The 18,007-nt window shown below is 68.0% G+C and carries 16 protein-coding genes; 5 read left to right on the plus strand and 11 right to left on the minus strand.

Translation table 11 applies throughout. The annotated features are described in order from the left end of the window. Positions 1-19: 19 nt before the first annotated feature. Entirely contained in the window at positions 20-1,093 is a 1,074-nt protein-coding gene (locus tag F4Y45_02955; GenBank protein MXY23468.1) for a hypothetical protein, read from the minus strand. 258 nt (positions 1,094-1,351) lie between these two features. Here F4Y45_02955 and F4Y45_02960 point away from each other — a divergent pair, with 258 nt between their 5' ends. Then, the gene (locus tag F4Y45_02960; GenBank protein MXY23469.1) at positions 1,352-2,821 is read left to right on the plus strand and encodes a sodium:solute symporter family protein; all 1,470 of its coding nucleotides are present in this window, start codon (positions 1,352-1,354) and stop codon (positions 2,819-2,821) included. 1,372 nt (positions 2,822-4,193) lie between these two features. On the opposite strand, the gene F4Y45_02965 is transcribed toward F4Y45_02960, so the two are convergent. Genes F4Y45_02965 through F4Y45_02975 form a run of 3 tightly spaced genes read right to left on the minus strand, consistent with a single transcriptional unit; the run spans position 4,194 to position 7,579 of the window. After that, a complete protein-coding gene (locus F4Y45_02965) occupies positions 4,194-4,934 on the minus strand; it encodes a succinate dehydrogenase/fumarate reductase iron-sulfur subunit (GenBank protein ID MXY23470.1) in 741 nt (246 codons plus the stop codon). 10 nt (positions 4,935-4,944) lie between these two features. Continuing rightward, positions 4,945-6,762 (minus strand): fumarate reductase/succinate dehydrogenase flavoprotein subunit, encoded by a 1,818-nt coding sequence (locus tag F4Y45_02970; protein MXY23471.1) that lies wholly within the window; start codon positions 6,760-6,762, stop codon positions 4,945-4,947. Between the two features lie 16 nt (positions 6,763-6,778). Continuing rightward, on the minus strand, positions 6,779-7,579 hold the full coding sequence (locus tag F4Y45_02975; protein ID MXY23472.1) for a succinate dehydrogenase: 801 nt from the start codon (positions 7,577-7,579) through the stop codon (positions 6,779-6,781). 123 nt (positions 7,580-7,702) lie between these two features. Here F4Y45_02975 and F4Y45_02980 point away from each other — a divergent pair, with 123 nt between their 5' ends. Then, positions 7,703-8,362, plus strand: coding sequence for a peroxiredoxin (locus F4Y45_02980; protein ID MXY23473.1), 660 nt, complete (start codon positions 7,703-7,705; stop codon positions 8,360-8,362). 79 nt (positions 8,363-8,441) lie between these two features. Here F4Y45_02980 and F4Y45_02985 read toward each other — a convergent pair whose 3' ends face one another. The 4 genes from F4Y45_02985 to F4Y45_03000 all read right to left on the minus strand — a co-directional run bounded on the left by F4Y45_02985 (position 8,442) and on the right by F4Y45_03000 (position 12,807). Beyond that, a complete protein-coding gene (locus tag F4Y45_02985) occupies positions 8,442-8,651 on the minus strand; it encodes a hypothetical protein (protein MXY23474.1) in 210 nt (69 codons plus the stop codon). Continuing rightward, complete coding sequence (gene pruA / locus F4Y45_02990) at positions 8,651-10,282, minus strand: L-glutamate gamma-semialdehyde dehydrogenase (GenBank protein ID MXY23475.1); 1,632 nt, start codon at positions 10,280-10,282, stop codon at positions 8,651-8,653. Before pruA ends, F4Y45_02985 begins: the two co-directional genes overlap by 1 nt. A gap of 128 nt (positions 10,283-10,410) precedes the next feature. Then, on the minus strand, positions 10,411-11,526 hold the full coding sequence (gene thiO, locus F4Y45_02995; GenBank protein MXY23476.1) for a glycine oxidase ThiO: 1,116 nt from the start codon (positions 11,524-11,526) through the stop codon (positions 10,411-10,413). Positions 11,527-11,589: 63 nt separating this feature from the next. Next, a complete protein-coding gene (locus F4Y45_03000) occupies positions 11,590-12,807 on the minus strand; it encodes a hypothetical protein (GenBank protein MXY23477.1) in 1,218 nt (405 codons plus the stop codon). A gap of 211 nt (positions 12,808-13,018) precedes the next feature. Here F4Y45_03000 and F4Y45_03005 point away from each other — a divergent pair, with 211 nt between their 5' ends. Genes F4Y45_03005 through F4Y45_03015 form a run of 3 tightly spaced genes read left to right on the plus strand, consistent with a single transcriptional unit; the run spans position 13,019 to position 16,461 of the window. Further along, a complete protein-coding gene (locus F4Y45_03005; protein MXY23478.1) occupies positions 13,019-14,296 on the plus strand; it encodes a hypothetical protein in 1,278 nt (425 codons plus the stop codon). A gap of 16 nt (positions 14,297-14,312) precedes the next feature. Continuing rightward, the gene (locus F4Y45_03010) at positions 14,313-15,479 is read left to right on the plus strand and encodes a hypothetical protein (protein MXY23479.1); all 1,167 of its coding nucleotides are present in this window, start codon (positions 14,313-14,315) and stop codon (positions 15,477-15,479) included. Positions 15,480-15,507: 28 nt separating this feature from the next. After that, positions 15,508-16,461 (plus strand): proline dehydrogenase, encoded by a 954-nt coding sequence (locus F4Y45_03015; protein MXY23480.1) that lies wholly within the window; start codon positions 15,508-15,510, stop codon positions 16,459-16,461. Between the two features lie 45 nt (positions 16,462-16,506). Here F4Y45_03015 and F4Y45_03020 read toward each other — a convergent pair whose 3' ends face one another. From F4Y45_03020 to F4Y45_03030, 3 genes are all read right to left on the minus strand, one after another. Continuing rightward, a complete protein-coding gene (locus F4Y45_03020) occupies positions 16,507-17,181 on the minus strand; it encodes a DUF1648 domain-containing protein (GenBank protein MXY23481.1) in 675 nt (224 codons plus the stop codon). A 111-nt stretch (positions 17,182-17,292) separates the two neighbouring features. Next, a complete protein-coding gene (locus F4Y45_03025) occupies positions 17,293-17,721 on the minus strand; it encodes a type II toxin-antitoxin system VapC family toxin (protein ID MXY23482.1) in 429 nt (142 codons plus the stop codon). Continuing rightward, positions 17,714-17,968 carry a type II toxin-antitoxin system Phd/YefM family antitoxin gene (locus F4Y45_03030; protein MXY23483.1) on the minus strand — a complete coding sequence of 85 codons (255 nt, stop codon included), beginning with the start codon at positions 17,966-17,968 and terminating at the stop codon, positions 17,714-17,716. The genes F4Y45_03025 and F4Y45_03030 overlap by 8 nt, the downstream gene beginning before the upstream one ends. Between the last annotated feature and the right edge of the window lie 39 nt (positions 17,969-18,007).

An 18,007-nucleotide genomic window follows, 5' to 3' on the forward strand; every position in this document is an offset into this window, starting at 1 on the left:
GCGGATTGCCCGCTGCTGGTCACCACGGGTCGAGGCCGAGCAGACGCGCCGGATTGCGCCGGATCATCAAGTCGATTGCCTCGCTCGAGACGCCGGCCTCGCGCATGGCGCTGATATAGGCGCGCAGGCCGTCGGGGTGCGGCGGGTTGCCCGCCTGGCCGAGGTCCGATGACATCACGAACGCCGACGCACCCAGTTCGTTGATCGCGGCGACGTAGTCCGCCACCGAGAGATCGCCCGAGTAGACGGCGAGCCAGTCGATCTCCATGATCGCGCCGGCGTCCGCCATCTCGCGCATCTGATCCATCGTGGCATCCTGCCCGAAGACGTGCGTCATCAGGATCCGCTCCACGCCGCGGTCCTGCGCTTCCGGGATCAGGCGGAGCACCTCCTCGGGCGACGAGTGCCCCATGGCCAGCGTCAGGTCATGTTCGGCGATCAGGTCGAACACGTCGAGCACGGCCGGCACCGGGTCGCCGTTCTCCAGAATGGACACGAACGGCGTCCCGCCGCCCGCGTCGGTGACGTAGAACTCCGCGTCGAACGTCGGCAGCCAGACCACCTTCCCGCGGCCGCCGGAGAACGTCGCCATCTGCCGGACCGCCTCAGGGTTGATCCCGCCGACCGCACGGTTCAGCACCACGCCGCCGAAGATCTCGATGCCGTCGACTTCCGCCATCGCGATCGCGGCTCGGTCCGCCGTCATCGTGAAGTGGTTCTTCAGCAGGATGGCGCGCATGCCGGCCGCCTGCGCGAGGCGCGCCGCCTCAAGGTCATTGACCGAGCGGGGACGGGAGTCGGGACCGGCATGGGCGTGGAGGTCCACGACGCCGGAGAGAGACACCTCCGCCTGCCCCGCCGCCGCCATGCCAGCAGCCGCCACAACTCCGGCGGCGGCCATCGCTCCTGCCAACACGGTAGTCAGGCGCCGCCGGGAGCGCCCGGCGCGCGCGGCGCGCGCGCTGCGTGTCGTCCCCATCATCGGTCGTTCCTCCGGGCCATGCACTATCATAGGCGCACGGGCGCGGGGGACGGCAGCGCGGCGTCCCCCGTTCCGCCCCGCGAACATGCCGGCCACGCCCGTTCGGGTCAAACCCCGTTCGCGCCCTTGGATCTGGGCGGTCTATCTCTGCCTCTTCGCGGGATCGATCCCTTGGTATCTGCCGGCGGACGAACCCTTGCGCCTGTGGTTCGGCCTGCCCCACTGGGTGGTGATCTCGCTCGCCGCCTACCTCGGCGTCGCGCTCTTCACGGTGTGGGTGGTACGCAACTGCTGGCCCGAACCGGACTCTGATGTTCCCGCCGATGCGGCAATCGCACCGGACCGCTCCACGGCTAAGGAGCCGGATCGATGAGCCTCGCGGTCGGCGCGGGCATCGCCGTCGCCCTCTATCTGGCCGTGCTGATTGCCGTCGGCTGGATTACGCGCCGGCACGGGAAGCAGTCGCGGCTGGGCGATTTCTATCTCGCCGGACGCAATCTTGGCGGCTTCGTCCTGCTGCTGACCCTGTACGCGACGCAGTACAGCGGCAACACGCTGCTCGGCTATCCCGGCGAGGCGGTCCGGATGGGCTACGCCTGGGTGATGAGCGTCGGCTTCATGATGGCGATCATCGTCGCCTACCTGCTGTTCGCGCCACGCCTGCAGGTGATCGCGCGACGCCATCACTTCGTGACCCCGGGGGACTGGATCGCGCACCGGTTCAATTCGCCGGCGCTCACGTTGCTCGCGAATGTGCTGCTAATCCTCGCCATCTCCAACTACCTGCTCGCGCAGCTCATCGCGATGGGCCACGTCACCGAGGGACTCTCCGGCGGCGCGGTCCCGTATTGGGCCGGCGTCGTTCTGCTGACCCTCGTCGTGATCATCTACGAGACGGTCGGCGGCATGCGCGCCGTCGCGTGGACCGACTGCGTGCAGGGCATCATGCTGCTGGTCGGCCTGGTCGGCCTGTTGATCGCGGTCGTGCCGACCCCGGGGCATCTCGCGGGGCTGACGGAAGCGGTGGCCGCGGCGGCCCCCGAGAAGGCAGCGGTCCCCGGATGGGAGCTCTCGCGTTACTGGTTCTCGACGATCCTGCTGATCGGGTTGTCCGGCGCGGTCTATCCGCACGCGATTCAACGGATCTACGCGGCTCGCGACGCCGCCACGCTGAAGCGGGCGTTCAGCGTCATGGTCTTCCTGCCCCTGGTGACCACCGGCGTCATGTTCATGGTGGGGATCCTGGCGATCGCCGAACTCGGGAACGTCGGTGACGCGGATCAGGTAATGCCGACGCTCCTGAACGCCTGGGCGGGAAAGTCGCTGCTCCTGTACATACTCTGCGTCGTCGTCATCACCGCCGTCGTCGCGGCCGTCATGTCGACCGCGGACTCGGTGCTGCTGAGCCTGTCGTCCATTCTGGCGAAGGACATCCTCGGGACGACGCTGCTGCGCGGAGCGCCGGAGGCGCAGCTCACACGGATCGGCAAGCGGCTCTCCTGGGCAGTGGTTGCCGTGCTGGTCACCATTGCCCTTGCGCCCCGCATCACGCTCTGGGGGCTTACCGAAATCAAGATGGAGATCCTGGCGCAGGTCGCCCCGCTCTTCATTCTGGGAGTCGGCTGGCGGCGCCTGACCACGTCCGCCGCCCTTGCCGGCCTGCTGGCCGGCTGCGCTACCTACGCCGGCCTGCTGCTGACCGGCCGGCCCGAGCCATGGAACATCCACGCCGGCATCATTGCGCTTGGGGTGAACGTCGCCACGTGCGCCGGCGTAACGTTGGTGCAAGGACAACCCGCCTGGTCGCCGGTGGCCGTGGGTCCCACCCGGACGCAGTGATGTGAGCCCGCGGGTCGCCCTCGGCGTGGTCGCCATCACCGGTGCGCTGCTTCAGGCCCTGCTCTGGTCGCGCCAGTGGGTCTATGGCGACCAGTACGCGCTGCTGCTGCCCGCGCTCGACCTTCTCGAGACGGGTGAATGGCCCGCGTTCGCCAAGACCATGAGCGGCAACGGACGGATCCCGGGGGCCCTGCTTCCACTCCTGATCGCCGGGCCGCTCGAGGTCTGGCCGGACTACCGGGCGCCCGCGCTCCTCTCCGGCCTGACGCACGTCGCAGCCGCCGTGCTGCTGGCCGTCTGTGTTGGCCGCGCCCTCGGCGCGCGGTTCGCGGCGGCGTACCTCGCAATCTACTGGCTCTCGCCGTGGCGCCTCTATCACGCCGGTTTCCTGTGGGAGCCGGCGTACGTCTTCCTGCCGGCCGCGCTGCACCTGTTCTGCGCGTACCGGCTGCGCGAGCGCCCGCACGTCGGCTGGAGCATGCTCCTCGGCCTGTTGCTCGCCGCCACGGCGCAACTGCACGCGTCATTCCTCGTCCTCGTGGTCCTGACCGCCATGCTGGTCGCCAGGAAACTGGTCCGGATCGACTGGCGCGGCGCTGCTCTCGGTGTCGGCGCGGGCTGCCTGACCCTGGTTCCGACCCTGCAGGCGTTTGTTGCCGGCACGCTGCCGCCGCTCGCGCCGACCCCGACCGTGGAGTACCCGCGGCTGCTATTGGGTGTACTCAATGGCCTGCGGGGAGCCGGCCGCTTCCTGCGCCTCGCTTCCCTGGACATCGGACGGCGGCTGCGGGAAGTGGTCTGGTTCGACGCACCGGCCGGGGAGGCGGGCGCAACGCTCGGGACGACGCTCGGATCGGGGCTCGTAACGCTGGTCTGGGCGGCGGGCCTCGTGACCCTTCCGCTCGTGCTGTATGCGGGGTGGCGCTGGTTCGCGCGCGATCCGTCTTTCGACCCCTCGGACAACCCGCGGCGGGCGGTGGCGGCCGACTGGTTCCGCGCCTACGCCCTGTGGTGCCTGGCGGCCCTGTGCGGGGCGGCGGCACTCTCGCCCGTGGTGCTCCAGGGCTGGCACGTCGTGATCGCGTTCCACGCAGCCTGCCTGCCGGTCGCGGCCTGGCTGAGTGACTCGTTCCGGCGGCGCGACCTTCCCTGGCGCGCCGCCGCGGTGACGTTCGTTGCGGTCGAAGTGACAGCGGTGCTGCTGCTCGCCTTCGGCCATGAAATGTACCGACCCCGGGCGGGCGAGGAGATCCGGCAGCAAGACTTTCCCGACGCGGTACGGCCGCTCATGCCCGACCCGCGGGAAGGGCACGCGCGCCGTGTCCGGCGCGTTGGAAGTTCCGCGGACGCGGAGCTTCTGCGGCGGAAACTCCTAGGAGCGGAAGATACGGAGCAGGCGAGTCAGCGGATCGTAGAGCCGATCGACGACGCGCTCCTTCAGGGGGATGATCGCGTTGTCGGTGATCGTGATCTCCTCCGGGCAGACCTTCGTGCAGCACTTGGTGATGTTGCAGTAGCCGACGCCGAAGGCGTTCGCCAGATCGTCGGCCCGATCCTCGGTGTCAAGCGGATTCATCTCGAGCGCCGCGGTGTGGACGAAGAACCTCGGGCCGATGAACTCATGGTGCAGCCGGTGGTCGCGCAGGACGTGGCAGACGTCCTGGCAGAGGAAGCACTCGATGCACTTCCGGAACTCCTGCACGCGCTCGGCGTCGGACTGCGCCATCCGCCAGGTGCCGTCGTCGGCGTCGGGCGGGCGCGGCCGGAACGGCTTGATCCGTTTCTTGACGTCGTAGTTCCACGAAACGTCGGTAACCAGATCGCGGACCGCCGGGAACGCCTTCATCGGCTCGATCGTCACCGGCTCGTCCAGATTGAGGCTGCTGAGGCGCGTCATGCACATCAGCTTCGGATTGCCGTTCACCTCGGCTGAGCAACTCCCGCACTTGCCTGCCTTGCAGTTCCACCGGACCGCCAGATCGTTGGCGGACTCCGCCTGCACCTGGTGGACCGCATCGAGCACCACCATTCCCTCGGACACTTCGGTGGTGTAGTCCTCGTACGCACCGCCGTCCGGGCCACCTCGCCAGATCCTGAACGTTGCGCTTGCCATCTCGCCCCCGTCAGCTCTTCTGGTTCTCGTCAATGATCCGCTGCAGGTTGTCGGGGAGCGGCGGAAGCGACTCGCGCCGCACGTCCATGGCGCCGTCCTCGCCCCGCCGGATGACCAGGGAGGTCTTGCCCCAGGCCTCGTCCTTCTCGAGGTAGTCCTCGCGGAAATGAGCGCCCCGGCTCTCCTGCCGTTCGATGGCGGAGCGGGTCACGGCTTCCGAAACCACCATCAGGTTGCGGAGGTCGAGCGCGGTGTGCCAGCCGGCGTTGTACTCCCGGTTCCCCGGCGCCTCGACGCGCTTCACGCGCTCCTGCAACCGCAGCAGGCTGTCGAGCGCGGCGCGGAGCTCGGCGTCGTTCCTGACGATTCCCACCTGGCTTTGCATCAGATCCTGCAACTCGTACTGCAGTTGGTACGGCGCCTCGCCGCTCCCCTGCCGCTCCAGCGGCTCCAGCGCCATCTGCGCCGCCCGCTCCGCCTCCGCGTCGTCCACTCGCCCCTGCCCTTGCTCCTTCGCAAGGGCCGCAGCGTATTCGCCGGCGCGCTTCCCGAAGACCAGCAGGTCGGAGAGCGAGTTGCCCCCCAACCGGTTGGCGCCGTTCAGGCCCGCCGCCACTTCGCCGGCGGCGAACAGTCCCGGCACCGCAGACATCTGCGAATCGGCGTCGACGCGCACGCCGCCCATGACGTAGTGCGTCGTCGGCCCCACTTCCATCGGCGTTTCGGTGATGTCGATGCCGGCAAGCTGCTTGAACTGGTGGTACATGCTCGGCAGCTTCTTGCGGATGTGCTCGGCGCCGTTCGGCAGCTTTTCCTTGATCCAGGCGATGTCGAGAAAGACGCCGCCGTGCGGGCTGCCGCGTCCTTCCTTGATCTCGCGGACGATGCAGCGCGCCACATGGTCGCGCGTCAGCAGCTCGGGCGGCCGGCGCGCCTCCTTGTCGCCCTGCGTGTAGCGCCAGCCTTCCTCCTCATCGTGGGCCGTCTGGTGCTTGTAGAGATCGGGGATGTCGTCGAACATGAAGCGGCGACCCTCGCTGTTACGCAGCACGCCCCCTTCGCCGCGAACGCCTTCGGTCACCAGAATGCCCTTGACCGACGGCGGCCAGACCATCCCGGTCGGATGGAACTGGACGAACTCCATGTCCATCAGCTCGGCGCCGGCACGGTAGGCAAGCGCCTGCCCGTCGCCGGTGTACTCCCAACTGTTGGACGTCACCTTGAACGCCCGCCCGATGCCGCCCGACGCCAGCACGATCGCCTTCGCCCTGAAGAGCAGGAAGCGGCCCCGCTCGCGGTCGTAGGCGAACGCGGCGGCGACGCGGTCGCCATCCTTCAGCAGCTCGACGACCGTGCACTCCATGTGCACGTCGATCCCCTGGTGGACGCCGTGGTCCTGCAGGGTCCGGATCATCTCCAGCCCGGTCCGGTCGCCGACGTGCGCGAGGCGAGGGTAACGATGGCCTCCGAAGTTCCGCTGCAGGATCCGCCCGTCCGTGGTCCGGTCGAAGACCGCGCCCCACGCTTCGAGCTCGCGCACCCGGTCGGGCGCCTCCCGGGCGTGGATCTCCGCCATCCGCCAGTTGTTCAGATACTGCCCGCCCCGCATCGTGTCGGCGAAGTGGGTCTCCCACGAGTCGCGGTCGTCCACGTTCGCCAGCGCCGCCGCCATCCCCCCTTCGGCCATCACGGTGTGCGCCTTGCCGAGGAGCGACTTGCAGACCAGACCAACCGACACGCCGGCGGCGGACGCTTCGATCGCCGCGCGGAGGCCAGCGCCGCCGGCGCCGATTACGAGGACGTCATGTTCGAATGTCTGGTAATCCATCGGGCGGGTCGCAGAATCAGATCAAACGCAGGTCGGTCCAGATCCCCATCGAGCAGAGTCGCACGTAGATGTCGGAGAAGCCGACCCAGACGAGGCTCATCCAGGCAAAAAGCATGTGGCGGCGGTTGAAGCAACCGACGCAGTCGTACGTCATCTTCTGCACCGGACTGGCCGAGATGCAGTCGTGCCGCCCGCCGACGAGGTGGCGCAGCGAGTGGCAGCCGAACGTATAGCTGCCAAGAAGGATCACGTTGAGAGCCAGCACGAGGGTGCCGACTCCTAGGCCGAACGTCGTGCCGCCCGCGCCGTCGTCGAACCAGAGCGCGTTCCAGACGTCGTAGCTCAGGAAGACGAGAAAGGCGAGAGCCAGGTAAAGGAAATAGCGGTGGACGTTCTGCAGGATCAGCGGGAACGAGTTCTCGCCCCGGAACGCGTTGCGCGGCTCACCGACCGCGCACGAAGGCGGGTCGGCCCAGAACGCCTTGTAGTACGCGCCACGATAGTAGTAGCAGGTGAGCCGGAAGCCGGCCGGCGCCCAGAGGATGAGGAGAGCTGGCGAGAAAGGCAGCCACATCGGCCACCAGCCGGGCCGCGGCCCGAACAGGCTATGCGGCGAATCGCCGAAGATCTCGGGCGAGTACATCGGCGAGAGGTAGCCTTCGTAGGTGTAGTACGCGCCCTGTAACGCGGCCCACGTGGAGTAGACGAGGAACGCGGCAAGTCCCACGAAGACGGCCGCGGGCTGCAGCCACCATGCGTCGCGCCGCGAGGTTTCCCCGAACCCCCGCACCGGTATCGCAATCTGTACCCGATCCATCTGCTGCTCCACTCGTCCCCGGGAAGGCGGGCCTGAACGCGGCCCAGTGCCACCGGAACCGTGCATAGAATATCACCTGAGGTGACGGTATAGACTTTGGGCGTCGCAACGGAGGGAACCAGCATGTCACTCAGAATCAACGACATCGCACCCGATTTCACAGCGGATACGACACAGGGACCGATCAGCTTCCACGAGTGGATCGGCGATGGCTGGGCGGTCCTGTTCTCCCACCCGAAGGACTTCACGCCGGTCTGCACGACGGAGCTGGGAACCATGGCGGGGCTGGTCGACGAATTCGCCCGGCGGAACTGCAAGGTGCTCGGCATCAGCGTCGACGGGGTGAGCGATCACGCGAAGTGGTCGCAGGACATCGAGTCGTTGAGCGGCAACGCGATCAACTATCCGCTGGTGGGCGACCCGACGCTTGCCGTCGTCAAGCAGTACGACATGCTGCCGGCCGATGCGGGCGACACGTCGGTCGGACGGACACCGGCCGACAACGCCACGGCCCGGTCCGTCTTCGTGATCGGTCCCGACAAGCGGATCAAGGCAACGCTCACCTACCCGATGAGCACCGGGCGGAACTTCGACGAGATCCTTCGCCTGGTCGATTCGTGCCAGCTTACGGCCCAGAAGAAAGTGGCGACCCCCGCCAACTGGAAGCAGGGGAACGATGTCATCATCCTGCCGGCGGTGAGCGACGACGACGCGAAGGCCGCATACCCTGACGGATGGCAGCGGCCGCTGCCGTACATGCGGGTCGTGCCGCAACCGAAGTAGCCGTCGGCGCGCCTTTGCGGGCGCGTTGGAAGTTTCGCTGGCGCCAGACTTCTACGGAGCAAGCTCCTTGGCAGCCCGGTCAGTGGATGACCGTGTCGTCGCCCATATCCTCCAATAACTCGAGGTGGATGGTCTCCAGGGAGCGGACGGCCTGGATCGCCAGATCCATCGCCTCCAGGCCGGTACACTCGGTCCTCTCCGCCCGGAGGCGCCTGCGAGTCGCGCGCAGGGTGCGCAGCACCTGCGCCCGATCGAAGCGTTGACCCGCGCAGTGGTCACAGAATGCCATTAGTCAGCCTCCATGTGCGGATAGCGGTAGTTGGTCGGCGGCACGAAGTTCTCCTTCGTCGTCCGTGTGCTCACCCACCGGATCAGGTTGAGGGCGCTGCCCGCCTTGTCGTTGGTCCCTGAGGCGCGCGCGCCGCCAAAGGGCTGCTGCCCCACCACCGCGCCTGTCGGCTTGTCGTTGATGTAGAAGTTGCCCGCAGCGTTCACGAGCGTTCGCTGCGCCCGATCAATCGCGTGGCGGTCGGTCGCGAAGATGGCTCCGGTCAGCGCGTAGGGCGAGGTCCGGTCGCACAGCTCGAGCGTCTCCGCGTACTTGTCGTCGTCGTAGACGTAGACCGTCAGGACGGGACCGAACAGTTCCACCTCCATCGTCCGGTACCGGGGATCGTGTGCCCGGATCACCGTCGGGGCGACGAAATAGCCGGTCGAATCGTCGCACGTGCCGCCGCAGACGACGTCCGCGTCGGCCGCGGCGCGAGCCTCGTCGATCGCCGTCTTCTGCGTCCTGTACGACGCGGCGTCGATCACCGAACCCATGAAGTTGGTGAGATCGGCGACGTCGCCGTACCGGATCCCGTCGATCTCGTGGCACCAGTCATCCGCGTGACGGTCCCAGATGGACTTCGGGATGTAGGCCCGGCTGGCCGCGCTGCACTTCTGCCCGCTGTACTCGTAGGCGCCCCGGATGAGACCGGTCGCGAGGGCCGCCGGGTCCGCCGACGGGTGCGCGAAGATGAAGTCCTTGCCGCCCGTCTCGCCGACGATCCGGGGATAGCTCCGGTAGCCGGCGATATTTGCTCCAACCGCGCGCCACATCCCCTGGAACACCTCCGTGCTGCCGGTGAAGTGAACGCCGCCGAGCGACGGGTGATTCATCGCCGGATCGCCGATCGCGCCACCGCTCCCCGGCACGAAGTTGATTACCCCGTCGGGCAGCCCCGCCTCGCGGAGCAACTCCATCAGGTGCCATGCGGACAGGACCGCGGTCGAGGCGGGCTTCCAGATGACCGTGTTGCCCATCATCGCCGGGGCCGTCGGCAGGTTGCCGGCAATGGACGTGAAGTTGAATGGCGTAACCGCCAGGACGAAACCTTCAAGCGGTCGATATTCGACGTAGTCCCACATCGCCGGCCCGTTCCCCGGCTGCTCGCCGAAGATCTGCGGCATGTAGGAGACGTTGTAGCGCCAGAAATCGATCAACTCGCACGCGGCATCGATTTCCGCCTGCAAGATCGTCTTGCTCTGGTTGAGCATCGTGGCGGCGTTCACGATCGAGCGGTACTTGCCGGCGAGCAGCTCGGCGGCCCGCAGGAAGACCGCGGCGCGCGCTTCCCACGGCAACGCGGCCCACCCGGGACGCGCCGCCTCGGCCGCCGCCACCGCCTGGGCTACCGTATCCGCGTTCCCCCGGTGGAACCTCGCCAGCACATGTTGATGGTTGTGCGGCATCACGGCCTGGGCGATGTCACCGGTGCGGACCTGCTGGCCGCCGATGACGAGCGGGATCTCGATCTGGTCGCCGGCGCACACCTGAAGCTGCGCTTTCAACTCCTCGCGCTCTGGCGAGCCGGGAGCGTAGGCGCGAACCGGCTCGTTGAGCGGGGCCGGCGCATTGGTACGGGCGTTTATCATCGCGTAACGACTCCTTCCTCTTTCTCTTCGAACTCCAGGCCGTGGTGGAAACTCACGCCGCGCCCGATCGGTGCGGCGCGCGACTTCGCCACCAACTCCTAAGGGTACAGCACGCGGGCGAGTCCGGTTCAGCAGTCGCCGAAGCGGGACGGCGCGGTAACGTCGAGCGCGGGGTCGTGCTTCCGATCCACCAGGAGATCGCCCACGAGCGAGGCGGTGAGCGGAGCCAGCAGTATTCCGTTCCGGAAATGGCCGCAGGCGTAGACGAGGCCGGGCACGGAAACGGAACGGCCGATGACCGGCAGCGCGTCCGGCGTTGCCGGACGCAACCCGACACGCGCGCCCAGGAACGAGGCCTGCTCCACCTGGGGTGCAACCCGCGCGGTGGCGTCGATGAGGGAACGGACCCCCGCGACGGTCGCCCGCTCGTCGAACCCCACTTCCTCGATCGTCGCGCCGACCAGCACCGAGCCATCGCTCCAGGGAACCAGGTAGCAGTCGGGCGCCCAGACGACGCGGCGGAGCGGCGGCGTCGGCCATCCCACATGGAGAAGCTGCCCCCGCACGGGCCGGATCGGGAGCTGCGTCGCGCCGTCCACCTCGACCCGGCCGGACCAACTGCCAGCGGCGACGATTGCGGTCTCGCAGTTCATCGCGTTGCCCGAGGTTTCGATCCGCACGCGGTTACCGTTCGCCCTGACGTGCGTCGCCTCCGCGGAGGTACGGAAGACGACGCCATGCGCGGTAGCGGCGCGGCGCAACGCGGCGGTCAGGTCCGAGGCGCCGACGAAGCCGTGGGACTGGACCAACAGGCCTGCCGACACCGACGGGGCAAGATGCGGCTCCGCCTCGCGGACGGCCTGGCCGTCGAGTCTCTCGGACGGAATCCCGCGCTGTTGACAGGTGGCGTGTATGGAGTCGAGCCGAGCCGAGCCCGCGGAGTTCGACGCCACCTCGAGGGTACCGCTCCGGACGTACTGCACCGCGGCGCCGGAGTCTTCGACGACCCGCGCCACGAACTGATCGTAGAGATCGAGGCTGCGCGCGGCGAGGTCGAGCAGCACTCCCCGGTCGTGCGCTTCGATGAACGGAGCGAGCACGCCGGCCGAGGCCTGGGTCGCACCCTGACCGACCCGCCGGCGGTCGATGACCCGCACGCGGACACCGCGCCGGGCCAGTTCGTAGGCAATGGCACAGCCGACGATGCCGGCCCCGATGACGACGACGTCGGACCGTTGGTTCAAGGTGGCGTTCTACTGCGGCTTCAGGCCGGGAATCCGACCGATCAGTCTACACAGGGGAGGGCGTCATTCAAAGAGCCGGGTGATGAAAATAAGGAGCCCCGGGATGCCGTACGCCACCACGAACACGGCGAGAACGGTCAGCTTGCGCGACCGGAGCGCGAGCCTGGTAACGCCGCGCGACGCGTCAAGCGGCACCCGCCGGATTGCGCGGATCGGATAGATCAGGAGCATCCCGCTCAGGTTGAACAGCAGATGCACCAGCGCGATCTGCAGCCCCACCTCCGCATTCGGTCCGGAAACGGCGAGCGCGGCGATCAGCCCCGTTACCGTCGTCCCCACGTTGGCGCCGATCGTGACGGGAAACGCCTGCTCGAGGGCAATCAGGCCCGCCCCGCCGAGCGGCACGAGCAGCGAGGTGGTGATGGAGCTCGACTGGACCATGACGGTCACTAGGGCGCCCGCGAACATGGCCACGACGGCGCTCGCCTGCAGGGCGCCGTTGACCATCCGCTCCACCCGCGAGTGAACGGCCGACCGCAGCACTTTGACCAGCAGGAAGAGCGCGCCGAAGATGCAGCCCGCACTCAGCCCGATCAGCACCACCGCCTGCGCCCCCTGAACCGGCATGAGCGCCGCGATCCAGGCGAGCGGCGCAAAGCCCAGATCGATCGCCGTGCTGAGCGGGCTCTCGTACTCCACGCCCCCGATCCGGTCGCCGAGCAGGTTCGCCATGGCGACGGCGGTGGTTCGGAGGTAGCCGGTCATCAGCTCGAGCGGCAGCAGGATGATCACCGTCAGGACGTTGAAGATGTCGTGGCAGATGGCGACCGGAAAGGCGCGCCCGAACTCGTCCTTCCGGCCGATGTGGGCCAGCGACACCAGCGTCGCGGTGACCGTCGTCCCGATGTTCGCTCCCATCACCATCGGGATGGCGTTGCCCAGGGGCAGTGGATTCTCGGGAGCGGCCACGAGGCCGACCACCATCGCGGTGGTGACCGACGAGCTCTGGACCAGCGTGGTGGCGAGAAGACCGACTATCAGGCCGACGAAGGGGTTGGACGTGGCGGCGAAGAAGCTCTCGATTCTGTCCTGGCCCAACAGCTCGAAGCCTTCACCGAGGCCGTTGACGCCGACCAGGAAGACGAACAGGAGGCCGATCGCGCTCAGCAGCCGGGGAGCGACAGCGGGCTGACGATCAGGGGCCGGCGAGGTAGCGGGCACGGCGACTTGAAGCTTCCAGGAGTCTGCGCCGTAGAAGTTTCGCGCCAGCGGAACTTCCAACGCGCCCGCAAGGGCGCGCTAGCTCTCTTGCAGCGCCCAGGCGGCCCCCCAACCGACGCGGGCGCGCGCATTCTACATCACGTGGTCGTGCCGCAGGTTACAGGCGTGTATCGGACGCCTTTCAAATCGAACGGGATCGGGACATAATCAGATCCAGGGCACGAAAGGGCCTTGCGCTTGCCGCCCTGCTGGCGGGGCGAGGAGTGCCAGGATGGACATAAGACCTGCGGCTTTCGTTGCCGCCGCCGCCGTGGTTGCCGGTGCGGCGGGTTTTGGCGCCTACCTCGCCGTCCGGGACAACGCGGGGTCGGGCGCCGACGCCGCGCCGGACGCGCAAGTGGCGATGGCGACCACCACCGGCGTCGTGATGCCGGTCGACGCCACCGAGCAGGTGGTTGAACCGCCCCCGGTGGAACCGGCCCCGCCCGAACCGGGGCCGGGGGCTGCCGCGGCGGACGCACCACTCGCGCCGCGTGTCGCGGAACGCCGGGCCGCACCGCCGCCTGCCCCATCGGCCCCCCCGGCGCCGGCGCCCGAACCGGAACCGGAGCCCGAGCCCGAGCCTGAACCGGCACCCGAGCTCAGCCCGGCCCCGGAGCCCGAAGTTGCCCCGACCGGCGAGAACGGCACGCGCGCTCCGGAATCCGAGCCGGCAACCGATGTCGAGGTCAGCGCTCCCTCGGATGAGGCGACGCCGGATGTGGCGACGCCGGCCGAGGCTCGCGATTCCGTGGACGATCTCCCCAGGATCGACGGTTGGCGCCGTGTCGAGCGCCCCGTCGAGACGACTGCTTCGAAGGGGTCCGACGCCCCCGAGACGGCCGCCATCGATCCGGAACCGGTGGCGGTCGACGCGGACGGCTGGCCCGTAGCGCGCACGGCGGAGACGGCTGCCGGCTCCGCCGCCGGGGCGGCAGCCGGCTTCGACCCTTCCGGCGCGCCGACATTTCCCGGATGGGACGTGTCGGAGGAAACGGTGCTCGAGGCCGACTCGGTGATTGGCCTCCAGATCGACACGCACGTCTCGAGTGACAGCGCCGAAATGGAGGACGACGTACAGGCGCGGGTCACCCGCGACGTCATCGAGCAGGATCGCGTCGTGATTCCGGCCGGTACCATCGTCATGGGCTCGGTCGTTCTGGTCGAGCAGGCGGGACAGTTCCGTGGGACCGCACGTCTCGGCGTGCGCTTCCACACTATCGTCTTCGGCGACGGCGTGGAGACGCCGATCATGACCGAGACGGTCTACCGCGAAGGCGAATCGCAAGGAAAGCAGAACGCCGCAAAGGTCGGCGGCGGCGCCGTTGCCGGCGCGATTCTGGGCGCCATCTTCGGTGGCGGGCGCGGGGCGGCGATCGGCGGGGCGGCGGGCGCATCGGCCGGGACGGCCGCCGCGGCGGCCGGCGACAGCGAGCCGGCGACTCTGGTTGCGGGCTCACTGGTCACGGTACGGCTGTCACGACCCGCCACCATCACGGTCGATCCGTAACTCGGGCGTTCAGCGGATGCAACGCTCGACTGCTACCCTGCGCGGCGTGTCGCAGCCGGACGACATCGCAGAAGCAGTCCTGAACCGCGACGAAGTGCTCCGCTACCTGCAGGGAGGCGGTGGACGCTCGCCCGACGAAGCACAGGCCGCGATTCAGGGCTACCTCGACGAACTCCGCACCACGCAACGCTACCGGATGTATCGCGCACTGCAGCATCCGGTCTACCCGATCCTCCGCAAGATCGAACGGATCGGGGAGCGGGTCGATGTCGTCCGGACCGCGACGCGCCAGGGCCGCGTCATCTACGCGTCGAACCACAAGAGCCACATCGACTATCTGGTCCAGCCCCTCGTTCTGGACGACAACGGCATCCGCCCGCCCGTCATCGCGGCCGGCATCAACCTGTTCGGCGGTGCGCTGGGCCTCATCCACAAGCATGTGACCGGCGCCATTCCTATCCGCCGGGAGACGAAGGATCCCGCGTATCTGGTCACCCTGAAGGCCTACGTCGCCGAGTCGTTGCGCCGGACCGACCTGTTCCTCTATCTCGAGGGCGGCCGCAGCTACAGCGGCGCCCTGAAGCCGTTCAAGACGGGACTGCTCCATGCGGTGGCGTCAGCGAAGCGGAGCGACACGGTGGTCGTCCCCACCGCGATCGGCTACGACCTCGTCCTGGAGGACTTCATCCTGTCGCGCCAGCAGGTGAAGCGCACGCAGCGGCCGTTCAGCCAGGAGGTGGCCGAGATGATCCGCTACGCGGTCGGATACCGCTCGCGCAGCATCGTTACCTTCGGTGATCCGATTACGTTCGACGGATGCGACCCGGATGACCGGCGCGACATGGTGCGGCTGCAGAGGCGGATCCGTGAGGCGGTCGGCCGTTGCTACAAGGTGTTCCCGTCGGCGCTGATCGCCACCGCCCTGCGGCCGCCGATGGAGCGCGCCGAGCTGGAGGATCGGATCGACCAGTTGATCGATGTCCTGCGATCCGCCGGCGCCAACCTGGACGTCATGACCGGCCGCGAAGCGCTGGACTTCGCGACCGAGCCACTCGCAACGCGCGGGATCATCGTGGTCGACGGGGATCGCTACCGCGTGCGGCAGCGAATGGTGCTTCGCTATTACGCGCGCACCATAGAGCACCTCTTCGCCCCGCGCCGGGAATCCGTCCTGACTCACTGAGGCTCGGTGCAGGCGGCGCTGTTGACCCTTGCTCGTTGACCGGCTCTCCCGCTGGCTCTTCCTGACGGCCGCCGACAGCCGCCTGCTGAAGGCCGCCGCGACACGCTACGGCATGCGCGGCCCCGGCTCCCCGGCCGGGCGCTTCATCGGTGGACGCGATATCCCGGAAGCCATTGAATCGGCCCGCGCCCTCGAGCAGCGCGGCATGACCCACACGTTCAACTACCTGGGTGAACATGTCCGGACGACGGACGCGGCGGCGGAGGCGACGATGGCGTACGAACGGGTGATCGATGAGGTGCGCGCCGCGGGGATGGAGTGCAACCTCTCGATCAAGCTGACCCAGCTCGGCCTCGAGCTAGACCCTGGCCTGTGCGAAGCGAACCTGGAGCAGATTCTCGATAGAGCAGGTGCTTCCGGCTGTTTCGTCCGGGTCGACATGGAGCACTCGGCGCTATTGGAGGAGACGCTCCGAATCACCGTGGCGGCGCACGCCCGGCACCCGGATGTCGGCACCGTCCTGCAGTCGATGCTGCGCCGGACGCCGGACGATCTTGCCCGCCTCAACGAAGCGGGGGTACCGGTCCGGCTCGTGAAAGGCGCCTACCGGGAAGAGCCGGACATCGCGTTCCCCGAGAAGCGGGACGTCGACCGGGCATTCATCCGCCTCGCCGAGACGATGCTCGAAGACGGCGCCGAGCCCGCCTTCGGGACGCACGATCCGCGAATGATCAGGGCGGTGAACACCGCGGCGGCGGCGCGCGGCATATCGGCCGAGCGCTACGAGTTCCAGATGCTCTACGGCGTCCGCCGCGACCTGCAGGCGGCGCTCGGCGCCAGGGGCTACGGTATCCGCATCTACCTGCCCTTCGGCGCCGACTGGTTCCCCTACTTCATGCGGCGCCTGGCGGAACGTCCCGCCAACGTGCTCTTCGTCGTCCGCAGCCTCCTGCACGAGCAGCTCGGCGCCCACCGGCCCTAGCAGCCCGCATACGGGCTCCTGGCCAGATCCAGGGGCTGCCGCCGGCTACTCGCGCTCCGGATCGTCGCGCCACTGAACGTAGGAGTACCAACACAGTAGCGCCACCCAGGCGAGGAACAGTCCGAGGACGCCCGGCCACGGGAGGGGCACGCCCAACAGTCCGGGAACGATCAGCGCGGCGGCAACCGCAAGGGACGACTGCCCGGTGAAGCGATGGGAACGGACCCAGGACCGATCGCTCTTCAGCGTCCAGGGAGTTCGCAGACCGATCAGGGGATTCGGCTCCATCCGCTGCAGCGGCCAGCAGGCTGCCCCGATGATCAGGCATAGCACCCCGGCGCCGAGAGCCCAACTTCCTCGCTCATTGCCGGGCAATGGAACACTCCAATAGCCCAGGTACGTTCCGACGACGCCGAGAAACGTCAGGCCGAGCACCGCCGCGACTCCCAGCGCGGCGAGGTCGGCGATGGCGCCGTGGCGCCTCCAGACGAGCTTGAACACGACCCATTGCACCGAAGCGATGGCCGGCAGTAGCCAGATCGACGACCGGGAGCCGTACGAGGTGATCTCTCCCTCCGCGTTCCAGTGGATCGGCACCTGTTCGGGGAGATCCGGCCAGATCCAGTACGCCGTGCCCCACATCGCCGCGAGGCAGAGAATGCCCCAGACGTCCGTGCGCCAGCGCCAGAATGGCGTGTCCAGAGATTCGCCCAGGGCCATTGTTAATACTTCAGGTTATTTATCTTATTAAGAATGTCTAATTTCTAATGGCATATTAACTCTAGTGACCACTTCTATTAATACTATTCCACAGGCGTCCCGGCGCAGGTGTCATACGCCGTGGATGGCGATCAGACGCTCAAGACCCTCGAAGTCCGCCGGGTTGCGCGTATAGAGCGGCAAGTCGTTCGCCAGGGCGATGGCGGCAATGAGCAGGTCCGCCAGACGCCGGCGCGTGGCGCGCCCGCGTCCCCTCACCGAGGCGTATACCCGGCCGTACGACCGCGCCGCCGCTGCGTCGAAGGGTAGGGAATCCCATTGCGAAGCGGCCCAAGTCAGACGATCCTGCCGTCGGCTCCGCTCCTCGACGTCGCTCGTCGCGTGAGGACCGGCGGCCAGTTCTGCAAGCGTGATGGTGGAAATCGCCGTCTCGTCGGGCAACCGGCCATCGTCGATGAGGTCCAGATCGATCACGACGGACGTATCCAGCAGGCCACGGGCGAGACCGGGAGCTGCCGCCGCGGACGACTCGCTAACCATCCGAGACATCCACGTAGGAGTCCGCCACCGTGTCGAGGTCGGCGCGGAACCGCGCGAAATCGATCCTCGGGGCCGTGCGTGCGGCGGCGGCAATCGCGGACCGCGGGACGAATTGGCGCCGGAGAATCGGCCCCAGTTCAGCGACGGGTGTGCCATTCCGGGTCACGACGATCCGCTCACCCCCCTGGACGTCTCGCAGGATGGCCGCCGAGTCGTTCCTAAGCTGACGCTGCGAAATCGTACGCATGGGAATATCGTAGCATAACGTAGCGGTTTGTAGCACATT

Source organism: Acidobacteriota bacterium, from assembly GCA_009838525.1.
Taxonomy (GTDB): domain Bacteria; phylum Acidobacteriota; class Vicinamibacteria; order Vicinamibacterales; family UBA8438; genus VXRJ01.

Excerpts from the sequence above, each read along its gene's own strand:
- F4Y45_02960 (MXY23469.1), top strand. The coding sequence starts at position 1,352 with ATGAGCCTCGCGGTCGGCGCGGGCATCGCCGTCGCCCTCTATCTGGCC.
- F4Y45_02965 (MXY23470.1), bottom strand. The coding sequence starts at position 4,934 with ATGGCAAGCGCAACGTTCAGGATCTGGCGAGGTGGCCCGGACGGCGGT.
- F4Y45_02970 (MXY23471.1), bottom strand. The coding sequence starts at position 6,762 with ATGGATTACCAGACATTCGAACATGACGTCCTCGTAATCGGCGCCGGC.
- F4Y45_02975 (MXY23472.1), bottom strand. The coding sequence starts at position 7,579 with ATGGATCGGGTACAGATTGCGATACCGGTGCGGGGGTTCGGGGAAACC.
- F4Y45_02980 (MXY23473.1), top strand. The coding sequence starts at position 7,703 with ATGTCACTCAGAATCAACGACATCGCACCCGATTTCACAGCGGATACG.
- F4Y45_02985 (MXY23474.1), bottom strand. The coding sequence starts at position 8,651 with ATGGCATTCTGTGACCACTGCGCGGGTCAACGCTTCGATCGGGCGCAG.
- pruA (MXY23475.1), bottom strand. The coding sequence starts at position 10,282 with ATGATAAACGCCCGTACCAATGCGCCGGCCCCGCTCAACGAGCCGGTT.
- F4Y45_03005 (MXY23478.1), top strand. The coding sequence starts at position 13,019 with ATGGACATAAGACCTGCGGCTTTCGTTGCCGCCGCCGCCGTGGTTGCC.
- F4Y45_03010 (MXY23479.1), top strand. The coding sequence starts at position 14,313 with ATGCAACGCTCGACTGCTACCCTGCGCGGCGTGTCGCAGCCGGACGAC.
- F4Y45_03020 (MXY23481.1), bottom strand. The coding sequence starts at position 17,181 with ATGGCCCTGGGCGAATCTCTGGACACGCCATTCTGGCGCTGGCGCACG.
- F4Y45_03025 (MXY23482.1), bottom strand. The coding sequence starts at position 17,721 with ATGGTTAGCGAGTCGTCCGCGGCGGCAGCTCCCGGTCTCGCCCGTGGC.
- F4Y45_03030 (MXY23483.1), bottom strand. The coding sequence starts at position 17,968 with ATGCGTACGATTTCGCAGCGTCAGCTTAGGAACGACTCGGCGGCCATC.